General features: G+C 67.8%; 16 protein-coding genes. 5 read left to right on the top strand and 11 right to left on the bottom strand.

What is annotated here, in order from left to right:
- Positions 1-23 precede the first annotated feature (23 nt).
- The 7 genes from F4Y45_16870 to F4Y45_16840 form a co-directional block, all read right to left on the bottom strand.
- Complete coding sequence (locus tag F4Y45_16870; GenBank protein MXY26177.1) at positions 24-1,319, bottom strand: tetratricopeptide repeat protein; 1,296 nt, start codon at positions 1,317-1,319, stop codon at positions 24-26.
- Positions 1,316-2,911 (bottom strand): tetratricopeptide repeat protein, encoded by a 1,596-nt coding sequence (locus F4Y45_16865; GenBank protein ID MXY26176.1) that lies wholly within the window; start codon positions 2,909-2,911, stop codon positions 1,316-1,318. Before F4Y45_16865 ends, F4Y45_16870 begins: the two co-directional genes overlap by 4 nt.
- Positions 2,908-4,710, bottom strand: a complete 1,803-nt coding sequence (locus tag F4Y45_16860) for a CRTAC1 family protein (GenBank protein ID MXY26175.1) — start codon at positions 4,708-4,710, stop codon at positions 2,908-2,910. Before F4Y45_16860 ends, F4Y45_16865 begins: the two co-directional genes overlap by 4 nt.
- Positions 4,707-5,708: a VWA domain-containing protein gene (locus F4Y45_16855; protein MXY26174.1), complete on the bottom strand. Its 1,002-nt coding sequence runs from the start codon at positions 5,706-5,708 to the stop codon at positions 4,707-4,709. Before F4Y45_16855 ends, F4Y45_16860 begins: the two co-directional genes overlap by 4 nt.
- Positions 5,709-5,875: 167 nt before the next feature.
- Positions 5,876-9,532, bottom strand: a complete 3,657-nt coding sequence (locus tag F4Y45_16850) for a TonB-dependent receptor plug domain-containing protein (protein MXY26173.1) — start codon at positions 9,530-9,532, stop codon at positions 5,876-5,878.
- Positions 9,533-9,766: 234 nt separating this feature from the next.
- Positions 9,767-9,994 carry a hypothetical protein gene (locus tag F4Y45_16845; protein MXY26172.1) on the bottom strand — a complete coding sequence of 76 codons (228 nt, stop codon included), beginning with the start codon at positions 9,992-9,994 and terminating at the stop codon, positions 9,767-9,769.
- 132 nt (positions 9,995-10,126) lie between these two features.
- Positions 10,127-12,145 (bottom strand): cyclic nucleotide-binding domain-containing protein, encoded by a 2,019-nt coding sequence (locus tag F4Y45_16840; GenBank protein ID MXY26171.1) that lies wholly within the window; start codon positions 12,143-12,145, stop codon positions 10,127-10,129.
- Between F4Y45_16840 and F4Y45_16835 the strand changes: the two genes are divergently transcribed.
- Positions 12,144-13,214, top strand: coding sequence for a hypothetical protein (locus F4Y45_16835; GenBank protein ID MXY26170.1), 1,071 nt, complete (start codon positions 12,144-12,146; stop codon positions 13,212-13,214). The genes F4Y45_16840 and F4Y45_16835 overlap by 2 nt on opposite strands.
- Here F4Y45_16835 and F4Y45_16830 read toward each other — a convergent pair.
- Complete coding sequence (locus F4Y45_16830; GenBank protein MXY26169.1) at positions 13,199-14,011, bottom strand: VOC family protein; 813 nt, start codon at positions 14,009-14,011, stop codon at positions 13,199-13,201. The genes F4Y45_16835 and F4Y45_16830 overlap by 16 nt on opposite strands.
- 37 nt (positions 14,012-14,048) lie before the next feature.
- On the opposite strand from F4Y45_16830, the gene F4Y45_16825 reads away from it, so the two are divergent.
- The 3 genes from F4Y45_16825 (at position 14,049) to F4Y45_16815 (ending at position 18,081) form a co-directional block, all read left to right on the top strand.
- Entirely contained in the window at positions 14,049-15,227 is a 1,179-nt protein-coding gene (locus F4Y45_16825) for a hypothetical protein (protein ID MXY26168.1), read from the top strand.
- Between the two features lie 229 nt (positions 15,228-15,456).
- Complete coding sequence (locus F4Y45_16820) at positions 15,457-17,148, top strand: hypothetical protein (protein MXY26167.1); 1,692 nt, start codon at positions 15,457-15,459, stop codon at positions 17,146-17,148.
- Positions 17,149-18,081: a formylglycine-generating enzyme family protein gene (locus tag F4Y45_16815; protein MXY26166.1), complete on the top strand. Its 933-nt coding sequence runs from the start codon at positions 17,149-17,151 to the stop codon at positions 18,079-18,081.
- A 72-nt stretch (positions 18,082-18,153) separates the two neighbouring features.
- Here the strand turns inward: F4Y45_16815 and F4Y45_16810 are convergent, their stop codons facing one another.
- Positions 18,154-19,785 (bottom strand): L-lactate permease, encoded by a 1,632-nt coding sequence (locus F4Y45_16810; protein MXY26165.1) that lies wholly within the window; start codon positions 19,783-19,785, stop codon positions 18,154-18,156.
- 157 nt (positions 19,786-19,942) lie between these two features.
- On the opposite strand from F4Y45_16810, the gene F4Y45_16805 reads away from it, so the two are divergent.
- The gene (locus F4Y45_16805) at positions 19,943-20,416 is read left to right on the top strand and encodes an EVE domain-containing protein (protein MXY26164.1); all 474 of its coding nucleotides are present in this window, start codon (positions 19,943-19,945) and stop codon (positions 20,414-20,416) included.
- Between the two features lie 98 nt (positions 20,417-20,514).
- On the opposite strand, the gene F4Y45_16800 is transcribed toward F4Y45_16805, so the two are convergent.
- On the bottom strand, positions 20,515-20,880 hold the full coding sequence (locus tag F4Y45_16800; protein MXY26163.1) for a hypothetical protein: 366 nt from the start codon (positions 20,878-20,880) through the stop codon (positions 20,515-20,517).
- A gap of 423 nt (positions 20,881-21,303) precedes the next feature.
- Positions 21,304-22,791 (bottom strand): serine hydrolase, encoded by a 1,488-nt coding sequence (locus tag F4Y45_16795; protein ID MXY26162.1) that lies wholly within the window; start codon positions 22,789-22,791, stop codon positions 21,304-21,306.
- Positions 22,792-22,798: the final 7 nt, after the last annotated feature.

Below are 22,798 nucleotides of genomic sequence, written 5' to 3'. Positions count from 1 at the left end.
GGACGCCGGCGCACCTTGGTGACCTAACCAGGCAACTCGGACAGCAGACCGGCGATATCCGGGTGGTCGGGGTGGACGAGGAGGGCGCTCTCGAGCCAGGCCCGCGCCTCCTGAAAGCGCCCGAGCTGGGCGAGAATGACACCCCGGACGATCCACGCGTCGGGGAAGGCGGGGTCTATATCGACGGCGCGTTCGAAATGAACCTGTGATTCCTCCAGACGGCCCGTCACGCGGAGCGCCTCGGCCAACCCGAGGATCGCTTCCAGGTAGTTGGGCCGCGCCCGGAGCGCCTCTTCGTATCGTGCAATCGCCGCGTCGTGACGTCCTTCGATCCCGTGAATGACAGCCAAGCCGAAGTGCGCCTTCTCGAAGTCGGGCGCGACGGCGAGCGTCGCCTCGAACTCCCGTACTGCGCCCGCCGTGTCGCCCGCCATCATCAGGGCGGTCCCGAGCCGGTGGCGCAAGACGGGGTCGTCCGGCATTGCGACGAGTCCGTCCCGGAAGATGGCCTCTGCGTCGCTGAACCGGCCCGCGTCCATCGCCTGCATGCCGCGCCGCTCGTAGGCAACCGTGCTGCGGAGCACGCCGCTGTAGGCCGCCATCAGCGGATCCGGCGGCGACGGCTCAGCATCGCCCCGCCGGCGAAGATGCTCCTCCACCTTCGCGCGGTCTCCCAGCGCCCGGTACGCCATCGCCAGGTCGTAGTGGAGGCTGGACGGCCCGGGCGCAAGCGCCACGGCGCGCTCGAGGAACGAGACGGCGCCCGCGGCGTCGTCCGCGGCCAGTGCGGCGCGCCCCAGCCCGGCGAGCGCCGCCGCGGAGGTCGCGTCGACCGCAAGGGCGCGTTCGAACAGTGCCGTGGCGTCTACCGCACGGCCTCCGTCCAAGTGGAGTCGGCCGAGCTGCACGAGCGACGGGACATGCGCCGGATCGAGCGCGAGGGCTCGCGTCAGCCAGTCGGCCGCGGTGGCGGTGTCGCCCGTGCGCCGATGGAGCTGGGCCAGGTAGTACGGCCAGCGCAGCTCGTCCGGCTCGCGGGCGTGCGCCTGCCGAAAGGCGACGTCGGCGGCGTCGAGGAAGCTGGCGGCCATCAGGACGAGGCCAAGATCGCCCCACGCGCCTTGATCTTCGGCCGCGGCGTGACGGGTGCGGATCTCGTCCCGGACCAGCGGGGCGAGGGGGGAGATGTCAGGCAGGACAAACCCGGGCGGCGGCGCCACGGGAGCGATCCGGGAGGCTCCTCCCGTCTCGCCGGACGGGCCGCAAGCTGCGAGCGCCGCGGCGCAGACAATGACGCCGAGCAGTTTCGCCTTCTTCATCCGGTCGCTCCTGCGGCCGGAGGGAGCGGGGTCCGGCAGGGCTGGCCGGATTCGTAGCGGGCCAGATTCTCGGCGAGATAGGGAGCCGCCCAGGTCTGACCGGTCTGTTGCGCGACGGCGATCGCGCGGCGCTGAAAGTCGACCGCTTCACCGAAACGGCCCGCTTCGGCGAAGGCCATGGCGAGCGTTTCGAACAACTCCATGCTGGCCGGCGCGTTCCGTTGCGTCTCCAGCAGCGCGAGGGCACGAGCGCCGTCGCGCACGCCGCCGTCTGGCGCCGCCGCCAGAACCCGCACCAGGAGGAATAGGATCCGCGTGTCGTCCGGATGGATCTCTCGCGCCCGCGTCAGCCAGTCGCGGGCCTCGCGATAGCGCGCGAGCTGAACGAGCGACACACCGCGGGCCATCCAGGCGTCCGCCATCGCCGGATCCACCACAGTGATCCGCTCCAGGTGCGGCAAGGCGTCGGTCAGGCGCCCCATGCGGTTCAGCGTGTCCGCGACGGCGAAGCGCGCGTCGAGGTAGTCGGGGCGATGCATGACCGCCGCTTCGTACGACTGAAGCGCCTCCGCGAAGCGGTTGCCCTGCACATGCAGATCCCCGAGGCTGAGGTGCGCCTCCGCGAAATCGGGCGCGAGCCGCAACGCTTCCTCGAACTGCGCCCCCGCCCCGCGGACGTCCCCTGATTCCATCAGGGCGACCCCCAGGCGGTGATGCAGCGTGGCGTCGTCCGGCGCCAGCGCGAGCCCCTCGCGGAACGCGGCGGCGGCCTCGTCGAAGCGGCCCGCGGCGAGCGCACGCATGCCGCGCCGCTCGTGCGCGAGGCCGCTGTCGAGCAAACCGGTCTGGGCCTGCAGCAGCGGATCGGGGAGGGCCGGCGCGCCCTCGCCATGCTGCGCCAGGTGCTGGGCCGCGCGCTCCGGATCGCCCAGATCGCGGTAGGCCATGCCGAGGCTGTAGTGGAGGCTCGTCGCGCCCGGCTCCAGGCGAAGCGCACGCTCCAGGTAGGCGGCCGCACTCTCCGCATCCTGCTGCGCCAGCGCGGCGCGCCCAAGACCCGCAAGGGCGGCGGCCGAAGCGGGCGCCAGTGCCAGGGCGCGCTCATAGGCCGCCGCGGCGTCGCCCGGCGCGCCCTGATCGAGGAGCATCTCACCGAGCCAGACCAGTGACGGCAGGTGCTCCGGGTCGATCTCGAGGGCGCGCTCGAAGTTGGCGATCGCTTCCCCGCGGCGGCCCGTAACCTGCTGTATATGCGCGAGATAGTAGAACCAGCGGAGGTCTTCTGGATCCGCCGCCCGCGCGTGGCGATAGGCGCTCTCCGCCGGAGTCACGAAGCCCGCCGCCTGGAGGACCATGCCGAGTTGGCCCCAGGCCTCGGCGCGCTCCGAGCCGGACGCGTTCGCGGTGTCAGCGCCTTGGGCGGCGTCGTAGCGCGCGCGGAGTTGCCGCGCCACGGAAGGCGCCAGACCGTCCAGGTCGGGAAGCACCACGGGCTGGAGTGGCGCGTCCAAAGGCGACGGGTCGGCAACCGGAGAGACTGTGCACCCGGCAAGGAGCAGCGCGATCAGGGCGACACGCGCGCTCGGGATCATGGCGGCCCGCCGTCGCCCCGGGTCAGCGTGGTGTAGGTGTCGACAGGAACGTCCGACCAGGCCTCGACCGATCCGTTCGGCCAGATGACCTGCACGTCCACGGGGTTGGCGGCGTCGCCCAGGCCGACGAGGACACGCGGGTCGTGCGCCGACGCGTAGCTGCCGTCCGCACGTGCGCGCCGGTGGCGCGTTACGCCGTCCGTCGCCGTTACCGCCACACGCGTGCCGGTCTGGTCGCGCACCGCCGCCCCACCTCCCGCGGGGGCCCCGGCGACGAGCCGCAGGCCGATCCAGTGCCGGTCCTGCCCCACCTCGTTCATCAGCAACCGGGCCGGGCCGGCCGCGTTCGCGAGCACAAGGTCGGTATCGCCGTCGTTGTCCACGTCGCCGAACGCCAGGCCGCGACTCACTTCCGAGAGTGTGAACACCGCTCCGGCGCGATCCGTCGCCACCTCGAAACGCGTCCCGCCGAGGTTGCGGAATACCTGGTTGCGCTGTTGCAGCGCGAACGGGTTGTCGGACGAGTACTCCTCGAGATTGAGCACGACCGATCCGTTGACGGCGACAATGTCGAGCCAGCCGTCGTTGTCGATATCGATCCAGCCCATCCCGAAACCCGTGTGCGGCAGGCTGGCGGCCCGGATACCGAACGCTGCGCTCCGATCGCTGAACGACCCGCCGCCGTTCACGTACAGCGTGCTCCCCTGCCCCGCCAGTTCCGTGATGAACAGGTCCTCGTCGCCGTCGTTGTCGAAGTCGCCCGCGTCCACCCCCATGTCGGCCTTCGCCTCCCCGCTGGAACCGAGCGCGGCTCCCTGAATCAACGCATCGTTCCGGAACGTGCCGTCCTGCTGATTGATCCAGAGTTGATTCTCCCGCTGGTCGTTGGCGACGAAGAGGTCCAGCCAGCCGTCGCCGTCGAAGTCGGCGGCGGTCGCTCCGAGCGCGGGGCCGAACTCCCGGCCGAGACCGGCGGCGGCGGTCACGTCCTCGAACGTGCCATCGCCCCGGTTGCGGTAGAGAACATCGGGACGCGGCAGGCTCACCTCCGGCGGGCAGTAGTCCATCGGGCCCGAGGGCGCGAAGCAGGGCGAATGGGATTCCAGCGTGTAGGTGAGGTAGTTGCCGACGAAGAGATCCAGAAGACCATCGCGGTCGTAGTCGAAGAAGGTTGCGGGCACGCCCCACGACGGGTCGTCGGTACCCGTGGCCGCCGACACGTCGGCGAACGTGCCGTCACCCTGGTTGCGCAGCATGCGGTTCGGCCCGAATCGGGTGAGATAGAGGTCGATCCAGCCGTCGTTGTCGTAGTCGCCGGTGGCAACGCCCATGCCGTAGCCATCGGAGGGAATCCCGGCCGCGTCGGTCACGTCCGTGAACCGGAGAATGCGCACGCCATCCGGCCCCACGGCCAGATCGTTTCTGAACAGGCGGTCGCCGGGTGGCTGATCAGCGGGAGGTGGCAGGATCGCACTGCCCCCCCCGAGCGTTTCCCCCTGCGCGAGGTAGACGTCGAGATCGCCGTCGTTGTCGTAATCGAAGAGAGCAACCCCGGGCGCCATCATCTCGGACTGGTAGAACTGGCCGGTCATGCCGTTGACGTGCGTGAAGCGCAGACCCGCTTCGAGCGCGCGGTCGACAAACCAGTCCCCGGCCGGACCGGTGTTCTCCGTCGCGGCAGCCGGAATGGGAGAATCGTCCGGTATTGGGCGAGACTCGGGCGAGGCGCCGCCGCCGCACGCGGCAGGCAGCGCGACGGCGACAATGAACGCGAGGGCGATGAGGACCGACGGCGTCACATCACGGGGGTGACACGGACCGTCACATCCTCGCGCGCGATGCCGACGCCAATCTCCAGGGCATCGGCGGTGATGCCCTCCGCCGGACGCGAGTAGGTGATGATGTATTGGCCGAGGATCTCGTTCGCGAGACCGACCAGGGGCTTGTCGAGCCCGGCGCTCGCGTAGAGGTTCGACAGCCGGCCGCCGGTCCGCTGGGACACCGTTTCGAATACTTCGAGCCAGTCGCGCGTCTCGCGGGCCATGATCGAGTTCCGGATGTTATTGTCGACCCGGCCGCTGAAGGCCGACTGGCGGTCGAAAACGCCGCGCCCGACCACCTCGAACGACTCGCGACTTCGGAGGGCAATGATGTGAACCGGTGCGCCAATCGCCTGCAACACGCCGATCACCTGCTCCACCGGCCGCGTCGTATTGTTGGGGGACACTTCGGCAAAAGCGCCGGCAAGTTGATCCGACGCAAGGATGACGATCGTGGGCCTCGACGGCTGACGCTCACTGATGTCAATGGCCGCGTTCACCAGCGCGTCCTGAAAGCGGGAGATCGCATCCTCCGTCGGAAACAGCCCGTCTATCGCGTCCTGCATACGCGTCATGTCCGTGGTGGGCGCGACGAGACGCACCGGCAGGTCGCCGAAGGTCACGAGCGACATCCGCGCTTGACCGTTCAAGGCATTCACGAACGCACTCAGCGCATTCCGCACATGCGTCGTAGCCGGCACTACCGCGCCGCTGGTATCCACCAGCAAGGAAACGTCCGCGGGTCCGCTGGGGCGCGCCAGGTACAGCACCTCGCGCCGCACACCGTTCTCGGTGATGCTCACTTCGTAGGGCCGCAGATCCGTGATCGGCAGCCCGTCGCTGTCGAGCACGGTTAGATACATCTGCTGCGATGACTGCGCACCCAGGTGCGCAGTCCCGTTCCAGAATCCGGCAACCGTTACGGCGACGACGGCGGCAACGACAACGCACCTGCGGAACAGCGCCAGTCTCGTCATGATTCGTCTCCCCGCCACGCTTGCCACGTCACACTATACGCCAGTTGGGAGCCGGTTGCCGGCCGTACTGCAACGCCAGAAAGAAGGGCCGGGGAACCTCTGCGGCTCCCCGGCCCTTCGGGTTGACGTGCGGCTCCTTCCTCAGGAGGAGCCCAGGTCCGCGCGACCTACCAGTAGAGGTGCGTCGCGACCTGGAGGAACCGACCCTGGATCGACCGGAGCACGTTGCCGAGCGAGCCGCCGTACTCGTTGGTCGTACTGATGATCGGCGTCAGGTTGAAGATGTTGTAGACATCCAGCTGGATGTTCAGACGCTGCCCGCCCGGGAGATCGAAGATCTTCCGGATCGAGGCATCGATCTGGTTCAGGCGGTCCTGGTAGGTGGACCCACCCGGCATCAGCGGGAGGAAGACCGCACCCAGCCGGTCGACCGGGGTGTCGGCCATGACGCCCATGGACGCCGCCGCCGCCATGTCCAGCTTGCCATCCGCCGTGAAAGGGATCTGCCCGCCGTTGGCGGCCATCGCCTGCTCGACATCCACGCCCGTCGCCGGGAACGTGCTCGTCTCGACGCGGTAGCCGACGTTGCCGAGCCGGGCAAGGCTGCCCCAGAGGGTGCCGCCACCGTTTAGGCCGCCCGAGGTCGCGCCGCCATAGGTGCCGATGGCCAGCATCTCACGCGGCGTGTAGCTCTGCAGCGTCCCGCTGAGCTGGAAGCCGCCCGGCAGCGGCACCGTGCCCGACATCTTGAACTCGTGGAGCCAGGGGACGCCCCAGTAGCTGGCGTCGCAGAAGGCCCAGTCGTTCGGACTGGAGACGCTGTCGCACCGCCGGATGACGTTGCGCTCGATGGTGTAGGCGCCGAAGATGGTCGCTCCACCCGCCCCACGAACGTTGAAGCCGCCCTCGAAGCCGTTGTACCGCTCCGAGTACTCCCCACCGTAGGGACCGAGGTTCGCGGCCGTCCCGGACAGGATGTTCTCCAGCCGGTTGTCCGAAGCCTCACCCCTCCGGGAGTCCTTCAGGGCGTAGACCGGCAGCATGTCGTAGGTGTCCCCGCTACCCGCGGTGAAGCACGGGAAGCCGTTCGGGGCCGCCCGCGTTCCGGCCGACGGACCGCACGGATTCGGCACCTCGAAGTAGACGTAGTCGTCCGGGCCCCGCGAGGCGTTGTACTGCCGCAGACCGCCGAACGAGTCGCGCCGGTACCAGTTGAAGCTCACCGACAGACCCGGCCGCAACTCGTGGTCGATGCCGACGTTGAGCAGGCCGGCCCACGGACGGTCGAAGTTGCCCTCGACGATGTCCGGCGTGCCGCCCGGCAGGCCGAAGTCCTGCGCGTTGCCGGTCGGGCCCGATTCCCAGTCCTGCGCGTAGTCGTCGCCGTTGGTGCCCCCGGAGTTCGTCGTACCCGGGATACCGCGGGTGTACGTGTCGCCGGGACCGGAGTTCGGACCGTACGCCAGCATGGCCACGTCCTGACCGTAGTTCATGGCCAGCCAGTCCCACGTCGCACAACTGTTGTCCATGAAGTTGTACGCGCAGTCCCACCAGTTCGATGAGGTCCACTGGACCTTTCCGGTGTGGAACCGGTCGGCGACGCTGTGCGTCGTCGAGGCGTGGTACTTGCCCCACGAGAACTTCAGCGCCGTCCGCGCGTCACCGAACAGGTCGTAGGCGAAACCGAGACGCGGCGCCATGCCGGCCCAGTTGGGCAGGTTCTCCTTGTCGGGGATGCCGCCCGGGATCCGCGTCGCCCAGCGCGTGTTGTACGGCCGGAGCGTCTCGTCGACGTAACCCTGGATCCGTTCCCACCGCACGCCGAGGTTCAGCGTCAGACGGTCTATCGTCCAAGTGTCCTGAACGTACAGCGCCGTGTCCACATACCCGAGGTTGTAGGTCGAGAAGTGGTTCGTCCGGCCGATCTGCCGCGGCAGACCGTCGCCCGTGTACCGCTGGCGGATGGCGCCGTTCACGTTCTCGTTGTGCTGGAACGGCCCAAAACTGGTCATCAGACCGACCTTGATGTTGTGCGAGCCGGTGACGTACGACACCGAGCTGTTCGTGTTGAACCGCTCGACGTACGCCGTCCGGTCGCCCCAGTGGTACCGGTCCGCGAAGTTCGTCGCGGCCGAGCGCCGCAACGTGCTCGCGTAGTACGGGTGGATGATGTCCGGGCTGATGCTGCCGCTCGGGTTCACCACCGTCGTGTTGTCCGTCATGCCCATGTAGAGGCCGCCCACCTGGTGCAGGTGGTTCGTGCCGTCCCAGGTGCCGGGCGCGTAAGCCCCCATGCCCTGCATCGTCGCCATCGGCGACGGGAAGCACGGCGGCACCTGGCACGTCGGCCAGCCGCGGTAGCCGTCCATCACGTCCGGGTTGCCCCAGCCGGCGTAGTTGCCGAACAACTGCGAGTGCGACCACTGGCCGGCGAGGTTCCCGCCCGGGCCGTTCGGAGGCGTGGCCTCCTGGTCGACGTTGCTCCAGTTCTCGATCGTGGCGGAGTAACCCACCTCGAGGAGGAGCCGGTTGCTCAGCGTCGACGTCCACTTCGCGCCGCTCACGTAGTAGATCGGCGAGCCGTGGTGACGGCTGGCGGTGCCGACGTCGACGCGGGCGTCGTAGTCGTGGAACCGCTGCTTGATGATCCGGTCGAGGTAGGCCGAGAACTTGTTGCTCTGCGTCACCTGCGTGGTCAGACGGAGCAGGCCGCTCGTCATCCGGTCGTCGTTGATGCCCGGGAAATACTCTCGGCCATCATTCCCGTCGAGTGCGGGCGGTGGGATCGGATTGCCCTCGGCGTTCCTCCCCAGGGTGAAGTACCGGTTCGTCAGCCCCGACATGTTCTGGTAGAAGCTGTTGGTGACCGGCACGTCGAGGTGGTAGCGCCGCGCGCTGCCGAAGAACCAGAACCGATCCTGGATGAACGGCCCGCCGTGCGCCACGTTCAGGTCGTAGGTCTCCTGGATCGACTCGACCGACCGGCCGCCGCGTTGCGCGTACCGATCCGTCAGGTTGTCGGACTGCAGCGCGCCGTCCGCGAAGGCGAAGTAGTTCTGCCCGCTGTGGGTGTTGCCGCCCTCGCGCGGAATCATGCTGATCCGCACGCCGCCGGTCGACGTCTCGGCCCCGATGCCGCTCGTGTCGTACACCATCTCCTCGTTCGCGAGGAGGTTGATGTAGTTCTGGTTCGCACCGTCATAGCCGGACGACGCCACGTGCTGGCCGTCGATCAGCGTGGTCGTCTGCTGGACGCCCATGCCGTGGACCGACATGTAGGTCTGCTGCGCCGCGGTGGTCAGCCCGACCTCCGGCCGGTTCAGCTTGACGCCCGGAATCAACTGGGCCGTCGACTGCATGTTGCGGCCGGTCGGGATGGCGTCGAGCACCTCGCGGGTGAGGACCTCGGCCTGCGTGACCGACTGCACGTCGACGACCGGCGCCTCGCCGGAGACGGTAACCGTCTCCTCGAGGGCGCCGACCGACAGCTCGGCGTCGAGGGTCAGCACGAAGCCGGCCGGCAACTCCTGCTGCTCGACCACAACGGTCGAGAAGCCGGGCAGCGTGAACGTAATCGTGTACGTCCCCGGCCGCAGGTCGACGATGTTGTACTGCCCGGTGCCGTCACTGATGGCGACGCGGCTGCCCTCGATAAGGGCGGGGCTCGATGCCTCGATCGTGACACCCGGCAGTATGCCTCCGGTGTTGTCGCTGACAACGCCGGCAATGCTGGAATCACCCTGGGCGAAGGTTGCGGTGGGCGCAAATGCCAGGGCTGCGAGGACGACGAACGCAAACGAACGCTTCATGGATCCCTCCTCCATCAAAACGACTCGCGAACGCACGAACTACCCCGAACGTGTTTATTTCCCCTGCAAGATCCAAGCCAATGATCACCATAGACCCCAGCACGGGCGGAGCGGTCGCAAATAGCTGTCTTTACTGTGGGTTACCCCCCTGCGTGTGGTTCGTGCCGGTGGGCTTTTGCGCCACGCTTGCGCGCCATATGTCCATAGTTTTGGATCAGCGATCCAACTGATCAGATTTCCTGGCCACTACTACGGAATGGCGCCGCGAGGCCAGGGCGTATCGGATGGTTGGCCGGCCTGGTAGCGCTGGAGCACCACGCGGAGGTGCGCGACGTACGGCGCAGGGAACCCACCCGACTCTGCAGCCTGGACGAGATCGCGCTGAAGAGTTGCTGCTTCCTGGTAGCGACCGGACGCGGCCAGCGCCATGGCAAGGGTCTCGCCAAGGTCGAGACTCGGCTCGAGCTGCTCCACCAACGCGTTTGCAATGTGTTACGTGCGTCACCGGCGTACCCTGGGATGGGTTGCAGTGAAGACCCCCTCCACAGGGGCTGCATCGACATGGTCCAAGGGAATGCGGGGCGTATCCAAGATCTTAGATTCAGGGCGTCAGGACCTTGCTCTCGCCGCCGCCTCGGCCAGTCGCCGCGCCTCAACCACGTAACGTCGATACGTCTCGCGCAGGCCGATGAGGAACGCGCGCAACTGCTCCCGGTCATGGGGGTCGGACAGGACGTCGGACACCCGGAAGGGCGCCTTGATCACGGCCGAGCACACCGTCGAGTGGATGCGCCGATCGAAGTGAGCCACGGCGATCGGAACGATCCACGGTTCGGGCTCGACACTCGCCGCGAGGCGGAAGGCTCCGGGCTTGAAGGGACCCGGCGAGTCCTCGGTCCAGTAGCTGGTCCCCTCCGGGCTCAGGATCAGGTTGGCGCCGGCGCGCAGATACCGGGCCGCCGTCTCGTAGAACTCCGACTGGCGGTGTTGGCGCTGCTCCGGTGTCTCGTCGAGGCGGTCCGACTCGTGCGTATACACGGAGATGTGCCCCAGACGGTTGTAGTAGTCCTGGTGGCCGTACTCGGTGCCGCGGCTGTGCCGGACGACGCGGATGCCGCTGTCGCCGTACTTCCGGTCGAGGATCATCGCGCTGACGAAGTGCGAGTCGAGGGTCAACTGAAAGTTGTTCGGCAGCGTGTTGTGCTCGTGGTTCTTCAGGTGGTTGAAGATAAAGACCTGCCCTGGCTCGGAGGGCAGGTTCTCCTCGCCGGCCAGCACGTAGTGGATCTGGCGGAACGCCTGCTGGAAACCGCGGGCGCACAGCTTGCGGACGTCGGCGGGCGGCATCGTGGCGGGCGCGCTGACGACTGCGTGATACACGTGGCGAAGCGCCTCGAAGAAGTCATGCTCGTGCCTCACGTCGCGCAGCATCTCCTGGCAGAGACGGGCCAGGTTCCGTTCAAGCGCGACGTCGCTCCGCACCATTCTCTCGAGGATCGCGAATGCATCGCCCACCGTCAGTTGACTGTCGAGCAGGTGGGGCAGCTCGTGCAGCGGCGAGTGGACGCTGAGCTGGGTGCAGCTCTGCTCGATCAGGTTGCCCACTGCCAGCTTTTCCTTTTCGAAGCGGCGCGAGATGAAGAGGGCGCGGGCGGCGCGGAGCCGCGTCGAGGCGAGCCAGAGGAGGCGCCGCGTGAGAACGCACGCGAACTGCGGATCGCCGCGCAACACGGGATCGAGCTGCGCCGGGTCGACACGGTAGACGGTGCAGTCGCGAAGCGCGACGACCGTGGCCGCCTGCCGGTCGACGCCACCGAGTCCGGCGAGGGCGACGACCGCACCCGGATCGGTCAGCGTCCGGAGCGCGAACGGTTCGGTCTTGCCGGGCGGCCGGAAGTTCAGTGCGACCCGGCCGGTGGCGAGGATCCAGAGACCTGACGTTGCGTCGCCCTGGGAGACCAATCGCTCCCCACGGCAGAAATAGCGGCTCTCGACCGTGCTCGCGAGCGTGCGGAGGGACGCTTCGTCGAACACTTCGAAGAACGCCGACCGCCGAAGCAGGTCCATCACCGGAGGCGGCGCGCGGTTGTAGGTTTCCTCTTCTCCCTCATCCTGGAGCGCCCGGGCGAAGTTCGTGGGGGTCTGCGAGTACTCCGTGACGCGGGCACGCGCTTCCGCCAGGCGGGCATAGCACTGCCGGAGGATCGCTTCGAGCATGGCCATTCCCGTCTGCGGGCTGTCTTCGAAGAGGCGTTCGAGAGCGGCGCACTCGAAGCGGAGCGTGCGCGTGGCGCGGGTGGCGACCACGGTCGTCACGTAGCGGCGCGGCGCGAGGAAACCGGACCACCCGATGGCGGTCCAAGGGGTATCGCGATGGCCGACATCGAGATCCTCGTTCCCTTCCTCCAGACGGATCTGGTAGCGGACGGCGCCATCGACGAGAAAGTAGAACCAAGCCGCGGGCGCGAACTGCTGCGTCAGAACGTCGCCGGGCTCGAAAGTTCGCTCCTCGCCGAGGGTGGCCAGACGATTCCATTCCGCGTCGTTGGCCGCGTCGAGCCAGCCGGACTCGGCACGGAGGAACGCGGTACACTCGTCACGCAGATCGGGCGGCGCCACTTCCGGCATGGCTGACTACGACTCTACAATCCCGGCGTTCGCGGTGGCAGCGACGGCCGCCCGCGAAACGCGGCCGCCGATCACGCGGCGCGGGGATTTCCGGCGGTTCTGGCGGGAAACACGGGAGGAACTGGCCAGCGTCGCGCCCGATCCCAGGCTCGGTGTCGCGGTAACCTCGGCCGAGGGCGCGCGGATCACACCCGTGAAGTTCGCTTCCCTGGACAACTGCGACATTCAGGGCTTTCTGCTGACGTGCGAGGCAAACCGTGCGCCAGTCACCGGTGCGCCGGTTGCCGGGGCAACTCACCCCGGTGCGCCGGTCGGTGCGCCGGTCTCCCGACCGGCATCTACCGCCCGGCCGGTCGTGATCACCACGCACGGCTACAACTCGCAGTGCAACCCCGTACTGGAGGCAAGGCATACGGTCGCCTGCAACGCCGACCTCTTCTGCTTCGATGTCCGGGGTTTCGGCCTGTCACGCAGGGCGTGCGACCTCCACCCGGAGGGTTACATCCTGACCGGTGCGACCGACCCGCGCCGCTCCATTCTCCGCGGCGCCGTAGGCGACTACGTCCGCGCCGCCGAGGTCGCCCGACTGCTGGGGAGTGGGAGCGGGGGAGTCGTCTTTCATGGGCGGAGCTTCGGCGGCGCGCTTGCCCTGGCGGCGCAGGCAGTGTCGCAGATGGCCGACTTTCTGGCGGTGGCGGTGCCGACCTTCGGCTGGGCGTTCGGACGGCGGCACCTCGTGAAGGAAGGCTCGGGCAAGGAAATCAACGACTACCTGGAGCGGCATCCATCACACGAGGAGGCGGTGATGGAGACGATGTCCTACTTCGACACGGTAAACGTGGCGGACCGGATCGGGTGCCGATCGATCGTGGGTGTCGGCCGACGGGACAACGTCGTGCCGGCCGCGACCGTGTACGCGATCACGAACCACATGTCGCCGCCCCCTGAGATTGTCGAACTGCCGGTGAGCCACTCGGACGACCCCGACGAACGCCACTGGACGGGATTCGACGACCGCTGGACGGCCGAGGTGGCTACGTTACGCAGCAGCCATCAGTACTCGTCGTAGCCTTCGGTCAGTTCGATGTAGGTGCCAGCCGGATCGGTAAGGAACGCGCTCTTCAACCCGACGCTCTCGTCCTCACGGTACTCGACGTCGAACTCGACTCCCTTCGCCTTCAGCATCTCGGAGAACGCCTCCAGGTTGTCCACTTCGAAACCGATGCGATCGAGGGCGCGGCCGCGCGTCGGTTCGGTCGGCTCGTCGGTTCCTGCGAAGCTCATGTTCATGCCGGGCACATCGGTCGTCGTCCCGATCCGGCCGCGCGGGCGGATGCGCAGGTTGAACACCTCGGAGTACCAGTCGAGCAGCGCTTCGTGCTCCGGCGTCCAGAAGTGGATGTGGTAGCCGGCGATCGGGACATGCAGCGACGGGTCTTCCTGCAGTTCCACCCAGACACCGTCAGGCGCCATGACGTAGGCGTTCGGCATGCCCTCGGCGCCGGTGAAGATCTCTCCCGCCTCCATGCCGGCGGCGGTCCAGCGATCGAGGAACTCGGCGGTGTTGCGCACCTTGAAGCCGAAGTGGTCCATGACCGAGCCCTGCGTCGGCCCCGTCGGCTCGCGCTCCGTCAGCGCGATCAGGAAGTTCGGCAGCCGGATGGCGGTGAGCGGCCCCTTCTGGACGACCGTGCCGCCGAACCAGTCGACCCAGATCTTCTTGTGGGCCTCCAGGTCGGAGACGTTCAGGTGGACGTGGCCGAACGTGATCCCGTCCTCATTCGGTATGGCGAGCTGCGCTTCGGCGACGGGCGTAAAGACGACGGCGAGGACGACGGCCAGCGTGGCGGTCAGCAGCTTGGTCATGATGCCTCCTGCAGGCCCCTAGTGTATCGTGCCTTTCATGACCAGAAGGATCTTCGGCGCGGTCGTCTTGATCGTGGCCGTCGGCTGCGGCGGAGGCGCCGGACCGGTGACGGACGAGGATGCCAGCGTGTCCGGCGACGGGTCTTCGCGCGTTGCGCCCGCGGACCGTGCGTCTGCGGACGATGCGTCCGTGGCGGAGACTGGCCTGCCCCGCTTCCGGATAGACCCGTTCTGGCCGGCGGAGCTGCCCAACAACTGGATCCTGGGGCAAGCGGCGGGCGTGGCGGTCGACGGCGAGGACCACGTCTGGCTGCTTCACCGGCCGCGGACGCTGGACGCGCGGCAGCGCGGCGAGGAAGGGATGTGCTGCGTGCCGGCGCCGCCGGTGATCGAGTTTGCGCCGGACGGCACGGTGCTCCGCTCCTGGGGGGGCGAGGGCGACGGCTACGAGTGGCCCGAGAGCGAGCACGGGATCCACATAGACCACGAGGGGTATGTCTGGATCGGCGGGAACGCGGCCGACGACGCCCACATCCTGAAGTTCACGAGGGACGGGGAGTTCGTCCTCCAGATCGGGCGGTACGGCCAGAGCGGTGGAAGCAACGACACGGAGAACCTGGGACGGCCCGCGGATATCCGCGTCGATCCGGACGCCAACGAGGTGTACGTCGCCGACGGCTACGGGAACCGGCGCGTCGTCGTTTTCGACGCTGCCACCGGCGCCTACCGGCGGCACTGGGGCGCGTACGGCGAGCGGCCGGACGACGTCGAGCTTCCAGCGTACGATCCGGGCGCCGAGCCGATCCGTCACTTCCGGAGCCCCGTGCACGGCATCGCGCTGGCGAGCGATGGCCTGGTCTACGTCGGGGACAGGACCAACAACCGGATCCAGGTATTCCAGAAGGATGGGACCTTCGTTCGCGAGGCGTTCATCCGGCCGGAAACGCTCGGGAGCGGCTCGGCGAGTGGCGTAACGCTGTCCATCGATCCGGCACAGCGCTGGCTCTTCGTGCCGGACGGCACGAACAACGTCGTCTGGATACTGGAGCGCGAGACACTCGAGGTTCAGGGGCAGTTCGGACGACTCGGCAAGTACGCCGGCCAGTTCTACCGCCTGCACAACCTCGCCATCGACTCGCGGGGCAACCTCTATACGACCGAAGTGAACGTCGGCCAGCGAATTCAGAAATTCGAACGGATGTCCGGCCCGCAATAGTCAACCCCACGCCAGCCAGAGCGGTTGGCCCGCAACGTCAGTGACCTTCCCGTGCGCGCTGTTCCTGCGCGCGCTGTTGCTGCTCGTCCTTCTCCTGCTCGCGGTCCAGGCGGAAGACGAACCAGAGCACCGACGCAAGGGCGCCGACGGCAACCATCACGATCGATGCGATGGTCAGGATGGTGATAGTCGTGTTCGGGTCCATTCGGTCGTTTATCCTACCTGACCGATGTCCCGGGTGAGCCGCCGCAAACGCCAGGCCCAACCGTCCCCTCACCAGATCGCCGCTTCGGACCGGCCCGCCACTCCAGGCCAGGGTGGCTTCGGCCTCCCGCTCCTCCTGACACTGGCGCTCGCCGCGCTGTGCTTCGTGCCCCGGATCCGGGAAGATGAACTGCTTACGGCGTCATTCGCCGGGGCGGCAGGGTTGCTGCTCGTCTGGCAGGGAGCCCTTGCCCTGCGCCTGCGCCGCCGGGCTGCCACTGCAATCCCGCAGGCCGACTCGAGTGAGCGCGCCGCCTCGAGCGAGCCGGGCGGCGGCAAGCGCGGCGCCGCCGCCGGAGGGGGTGCCCCCGGAGTCGTGACGTCGCTCCGGCCGCAGCACTACGTGCAGGCCGCGGTGCAACTCTCGGTCCTCCTGTACTGGGGCTACTACTGGGGGCCGGTCTACGACCACGCATGGCTGCTGTTCGGACAACTGCTGTTCGCTTACGTGTTCGACATGCTGCTCGCCTGGTCCCGCGGCGAGCGATACGCCCTTGGTTTCGGGCCCTTCCCCATCATCTTTTCGACGAACCTGTTTCTCTGGTTCCGCGACGACTGGTTTGCCCTGCAGTTCCTGATGATCGCGGTGGGATTCCTCGGCAAGGCGTTCGTCCGGTGGGAACGTGAGGGCCGCCGCGTCCACATCTTCAATCCTTCGGCGTTTTCCCTCGGCCTGTTTTCGATCGCGTTGATCGCAACCGACGCGACCTCGATCACCTGGGGCGAGGAAATCGCAACGACACTCACGCTCGCGCCGAACATCTACCTGTTCCTCTTCCTCGCCGGACTGGTGGTGATGTACGCGTTCTCGATCACACTGGTGGCGGCGTCGGCGGCGATCGTGCTGTTCGGACTGAGCGCGCTCTGGTCGGCGACGACCGGGGTGCCCTACTTCATCGACTCGGAGATCCCGACCGCGGTGTTTCTGGGCCTCCACCTGCTCGTCACGGATCCGTCGACCTCGCCCCGCACGCCGATCGGCAAGACGATCTTCGGCGTCCTCTACGGCGGCTGCGTCTTCGGGCTGTATGCCCTGCTCGGTGCGTTCGGCGTCCCCACGTTCTACGACAAGCTGCTCGGCGTCCCGCTGCTGAACCTGGGCGTTCGGCGGATCGACGCCCTCGTCACACGGATCGGGTCGAGCGCGCCGCTGGAGTCGGCAGCCGTATGGCTCGCCCGGCCCCGTGCGAACCTGACCCAGATGGCGGTCTGGATCGCCTTCTTCTTCACGATGGCCGCGCTCGGCGCGACGGACAGCCGGCACCGGGGCGATACCCTTCCGTTCTGGGAGCAGGCGTGCGCCGAGGAGCGCCCACAGGGGTGCGAACGCCTGGTGCAGATCCAGGCGTCCTATTGCGCGGACGCTTCCGCCTGGGCATGCAACGAGTTGGGACGGCACTATCGCGAGGGCGCCCTCGTCGAGGCGAATGCGGAACTGGCGCTCGGCTACTTCGGCCGAGCGTGCGAGTTGCGCTTCCAGCCAGCTTGCCTCAACCTGCTGGCGGGCGACGGCCGCTACCGCGGGCCACCCAAGACGCTCGATCTCCGCTTGCTCCTGCGCGAGGGCGGCGCCAACCTGATGGAGATGCCCGAGCCCGAACTCCATGCGCGCGCTTGCGAACACGGCTGGACCTTCGCCTGCGAGGGGGCACGCTAAGTGCGCCGGGCAACCCGGCCCGCCGCCCTTCCGGCGAACCGGTCCGCCGGGAGGCTCGTCGTGCTCGCCCTGCTCGTAGCCAGCGGCCCCGCCTGCCAGGCGTCCGCGCCGCCGGCCGGACCGGCGCTGCCGGCGACGCTGGAGGGCTACCGCGCCGACGCGTGGTTCCTGCCGGACGATCCCCTGCTCGGCTTTGTCGAGATCCCGGCCGGGCCCTTCGTCATGGGAAGCGACCCGGCGGTCGATCCGCAGGCGTATGACAACGAACGATGGTCGCCGTCCGACGCGCAGGGAACCGTCGATCTGCCTGCCTTCTATATAGGCCGCACGGAGGTGACGGTCGCACAGTTCGGCGCCTACGCCGCCGCTGCCGGCGCCAGCGTCGCCGGCGAAGCGCTGCGCGGCCCGCCCGATCATCCGGTCGCGAACATCTCCTGGCCCGATGCGCTCGCCTACGCGCGGTGGCTGGAGACGACGCTCCGCGGCTGGTCCGGCACGCCTCCGGCGCTTCGCCAGCGCCTGGACCAGGGCTGGCGGATAACGCTACCCACGGAGGCGCAATGGGAAAAGGCGGCACGCGGTACGGACGGCCGCGTGTTTCCCTGGGGCGACACGCCACGGCCGGGCGCGGCAAACGACAACACTGGACCCGGCGCCACGGTCGCAGTGGGTTCCATCGACTGCCCGGACTGTGCGCACGGCCTTAGTGACACGGCGGGCAACGTCTGGGAACTGACGCGCAGCCCCTACCAGCCGTATCCCTACACCGACGCGGACGATGCCGACGACCTGTCGGGCGACGCCCTCTTCATCATGCGCGGCGGTTCGTTCACAGATCCTCCCGCCAACACGCGCGCGGCCGTCCGGGGAGGCGCCGACCCCGGCGCCCGGCGTCCCTTCATCGGCTTCCGCATCGTCCTGACCGTCGACTGACGCGTAACTGCGCTCATCGGCCGTGACGAGCACCTCTAGCGGAAGGCACCCGTAACGACCTGGATTCGGAGCCTACGGCTGCGGCACGAGCTGCGGCAGCACGTAGGCGAAGATCATGGTCACGACGCCCATGAACAACGCCAGGATGATGCTGTGCTTCAGCGTGATCCGGAACAGGCGGCCCTCCTGGGACGACGCCATGCCGGTGGCGGCGACCGCGACCGCGATGCTCTGTAGCGAGATCATCTTGCCCATGACCCCGGTGGCCGCGTTCGTCGACGTGGTCAGGATCGGGTTGAGATCCAGGGCGTTGGCGGTCACCGTCTGCAACGTGCCGAAGAGCGCGTTCGACGCGGTGTCGCTGCCGGTCAGGAAGACGCCGGTCCAGCCGAGCATGGCGCTGAAGAACGGGAACACCGCCCCGGTGGCGGCGAAGGCTAGCCCCAGGGTCGTGGTCATGCCGGCGTAGTTCATCACGTAGGCCACCGCCAGCACCGACGCGATGGTCAGCAGCGGCTTTGCGAGCTGCTGTAGCACCGACCCTACGACTCCGGCGAAACGGGCCGGCGACATACCGAGCACGAGCGACGCCGCGAACGCGGCGAGGAAGCAGGAGGTTCCGGCTCCCGAAAGCCACTGGAAGTTGTAGACCGCCGCGTAGGGCGAGGGCTCCGCCACCAGCGGCGGAAGGCGCATGATCGTGTTGTGCAGCCCGGGCACCTCGATCGGCAGGCTGACTCGGTTGAGGAGCGCCTGGATCGGCGGATAGCGCCAGGCGAGGACGAAGACGACGAGCAGGATGTACGGAATCCATGCCCCGACGAGTTCGCCCGTGGTGTGCTTGCGATGCTCTTTGGGCGCCTCGACGTCACCCTCGAGCCGGAAGACCTCCGCCGGCTTCCAGACCTTCATCACCAGCACCATCGCCACGAGAGCGGCGATGGAGGCCAGGATGACCGCCACCTCCGGTCCGATGGTGTTGGTCACCAGGATCAGCACGCCCGCGAAGGCAATGGAGCAAGCCGCGATGGGCGGCAGCACCTCGGCCGCGCGCCTCGCCCCCGACATGATGACGACCATGTAGGCCGGGATGACGATGGCGATCAGGCCGCAGAGGCGCCCGGTCATGGAGCTCAGCGCGGCCTCCGGAAGGCCCGTAACGTTGGCGAGCGTGACGACCGGAATGCCGAGCGATCCGAAGGCGACCGGCGCGGTGTTGGCGACCAGGCAGATGAACGCCGCGTAGAAGGGGGGAAAGCCGAGCCCGGTCAGCATGGCCGCGGCTACCGCGACCGGCGTGCCGAACCCGGCCGCGCCTTCGATGAACGCGCCGAACGCGAAGCCGATGAGCACCGCCTGCAGGCGGCGGTCATCCGAGAGCGCGCCGATGGAGTCCTTGATGATCTCGAACTTGCCGGTGTCCAGCGTCACCCGATAGAGGATCAGCGACGCGATGACAATCCAGCCGATGGGGAACAGTCCGAAGGCGGCGCCGTTGACCATCGACGCCGCCGCCTGGGGAACCGGCATGCCGTACAGACCGACGGCCAGGACCAGCGCCGCGCCCAGCCCGCTGAGGCCGGCCACCCAGCTCGGCTTGCGCTTGACGCCCAGCAGGTAGAAGAGCACGGCCAGTGGAATGGCCGAGATGAGGGTGGACCAGACCAGGCTGTCGGCAATCGGCGTGTAGTTGTGTTCCCACATGCGGCGGACTGTAACACGCGTTGGCCGTACCGGCGCACGTGGATCTGGGAGCTTGCGCCGCAGAAGTTTTGCGCCAGCGAAACTTCCAACGCGCCCGCAAGGGCGCGCGCTCGGCTGCTATGCTACGCACGTCCCGATTCCCCTGGAGCTGGTCCCTATGTCCAAACGCTTCTGGCTCATGAAGTGCGAGCCGTCCGCCTACGCCATCGACGACCTGGAACGCGACGGACGCACGTGCTGGGAAGGGGTCCGCAACTTCCAGGCCCGCAACTTCATGCGCGACCTGATGCGGGTAGGCGACGGCGTGCTGTTCTACGCGTCGAACGCCGAGCCGTCAGGCGTCACCGGCCTGGCCGTCATCTGCCGCACCGGCTATCCCGACCACTACGCGTGGCAGGCCGGCCACAAGTACTTCGACGCCCGCAGCACCGAGGCCAACCCGGTCTGGTACATGGTGGACATCGAGTTCGTCGAGCGGTTTCCCGCCACCATCCCGCTCGCCACCCTGAAGGCGACTCCCGGGCTGGAGGAGATGATGGTCACGAAGAAAGGAAGCCGCCTGTCGGTGCAGCCGGTCACCGAGCGGGAGTTCGACATCGTCGCCCGCCTCGGGCGCGCTACGGGTTCGTAGGGAATCCGCAGGGAGGGCGGCTGCACACTTCCTGAACAAGTGCGCCGGCTTGGTCCGCCGGCGTCCACGCCGGCAAAGAGCAAGCCGCCGTGTAGCGCTCAGCCTCCGAGCAGGGTGGCGGAGAGGACACTGATGACCGCCAGCATGGTGGCGGCAAGCGTGCCGGTCAGCCAAAGGAATCGGCGATCGAAACGTTGTTCCATGGACTCGAATCGCCGGTCGAAACGCTGCTCCATGGACTCGAATCGCTGGTCGAAACGCTGTTCCATGGACTCGAATCGCCGGTCCATGGCGTCGAAACGCTGCTCCATGGACTCGAATCGCCGGTCCACTGCGTCGAACCGGTGGTCCATACGGTTGCCCAGCTCGGCGAACGCCTCGCGCAGCCCTTCGATCCGGTTGACGTTCTCCGCCACGTTGTGCTCGACTACGTTCAGCCTCTCGTCAACGGCCTCTACATCCACCGCTACCTCCGCAGTATAGGTCGGCGCGCGTCCAGTCGCCAACGCCGCGTCGCGGATCTACCGGTAGCAAGAAGCGTGCCGTTTGGCCTCTTCAATACGCTCCACTTCGCCCGCCACCGCAAGAGCTCGACCTCGTCGGACTCAGTGTCACCAACGGCACCGAACCGCCGATCCTCCACCTGAGATTCCGGGGCGTCGCGGTCGGCCGGCGCCCGTTCGAGTCCCACGCGAATAGCCGCGGAAGTACTCCGTGCGGACACTGCGCTTGACGGAAGCTGCGGAATCGCGACAGTCAGTCCGTCGACAGCGTGTCGGTATTGACGGCGTCGACTACTTGGCCGGTTTCGGGAGCCTGAGCGCGGCTCCGCAGCGTGTTGCAGCCGGCCTGGAGGCCGGCGCACCAACGAGGCCGGCGCGCCAGGGCTACTCGTTCGACGGCATGCGGCTGAAGGCCTTGAGAACTTCGCCGGTCAATTCCCAGCGGTCGAAGCCCTGCCGGCCCCAGTCGAGACCGCGGCGGACGATGACTAGGTCATGCGTCGGCACGATGACGACGTACTGTCCGCGGTTGCCTGACGTGGAATAGGCGTCGGCCGGCACTTCGTCCTTGCGATCATCGGGGACCAGCCAGAACTGGCCGCCGTAGAAGTTGCCGCTCCGCCCCGTCGCGGGCGCCGGGGTGCGGACGAAGTCGATCCACTCCTCCGAGATGAGCCGCTCGCCGTTCCAGACGCCGCCGTTCAGATAGAGCAGGCCGAAACGGGCCAGATCACGCGCGTTGGTATACACCTGGCTGCTCAGGACGAAGTCGCCGAAGCGGTCGGTGCTGACCAGCGTGTTGCGCATGCCGATCTTGTCGAGCAGGCGCCGGCGGGGGAACTCCCGGTACGTCTTTTCGTTACCCAGTGCCTGCTTCAGCGCATAGACGCCGAGCAGCGTGTCGTAGTTCTCGTAGTCCCAGTAGGCGCCCGGCTCGCGGATCACGGCGCGGCTGCGCGCCCCCTTCACAGAGCTGGAGCCTGCCCAGTACGACAGCCCTGACCCGATGGCGTACTCCAGGCCGCTGTTGTCGACCGGCAGCAGGCCGCTCGACATGTTCAGCACGTGGCGAAGCGTGATCTCGCGGCGCGGGTCGTGCTCGGCCGAGGCGACGCTCGGGAAGAAGTCGTATCCGAGCGGCGCGTCCAGGTCGAGCAGCCCATCGTCGACACCCATCCCGATGAGCGTCGAAGCGATGCTCTTCGCGGTCGACCACGTGCGCGTCCGCGTCTGGATGTCGACGCCGTCCGCGTAACGCTCATGAACGATCTGGCCGCGGTGCACGACGAGCAGGCTGAGGGTGTCCTGCTCCGGGGTATCGCGCTCGAACGCCCAGTTCGACGCCGCGTCGAGGGCGGCCTGATCGATGTATTCGGGCATCGCCGCGTCACTCAGCAGGTCGCCATCGGGCCAGGCGATGGCCGCCGGGTCGCCGGGCGGCAGCGGCAGCTCGATGATCGGAAGATCGTCGATGTCGGCCAGCGTCTGATCGGGCGGCATGATCACGCAGCCAACGCCCTCGCGGAACGCAGCGGTCATCGCCGGGGCGGGGCCGTTCGGATCGCCGATGGTCACGGCGCGCTGGTCACGGTGGACCTGGTAGTCGCCCCCCTGCGGCGTCCCGACCTGGTTGCCCCGGAAGAACGCGAGCTCCTGCGCGAAGACCTGCTCCAGCGTCCGGTTGGACGTAAACAGCCCATTGCACATGAAGATGGCCTGCTGACCATGGCGGACCATCTGGCGCTGCACTTGCCAGTAGTCGTAGGTCTCCTCCTGCTTGGCCTGCTGCGCCGCAAGGGGGATGGCGGCGGCAAACGCCAGCGCGGCGGCGCAGGCGGCGACGGTCAGCAATCTCGACGGCGTCAGCGTCATCACTTCT

The sequence above is a fragment of the Acidobacteriota bacterium genome (assembly GCA_009838525.1).
Taxonomy (GTDB): domain Bacteria; phylum Acidobacteriota; class Vicinamibacteria; order Vicinamibacterales; family UBA8438; genus VXRJ01.
This window is presented reverse-complemented; position numbering and strand designations above follow the sequence as displayed.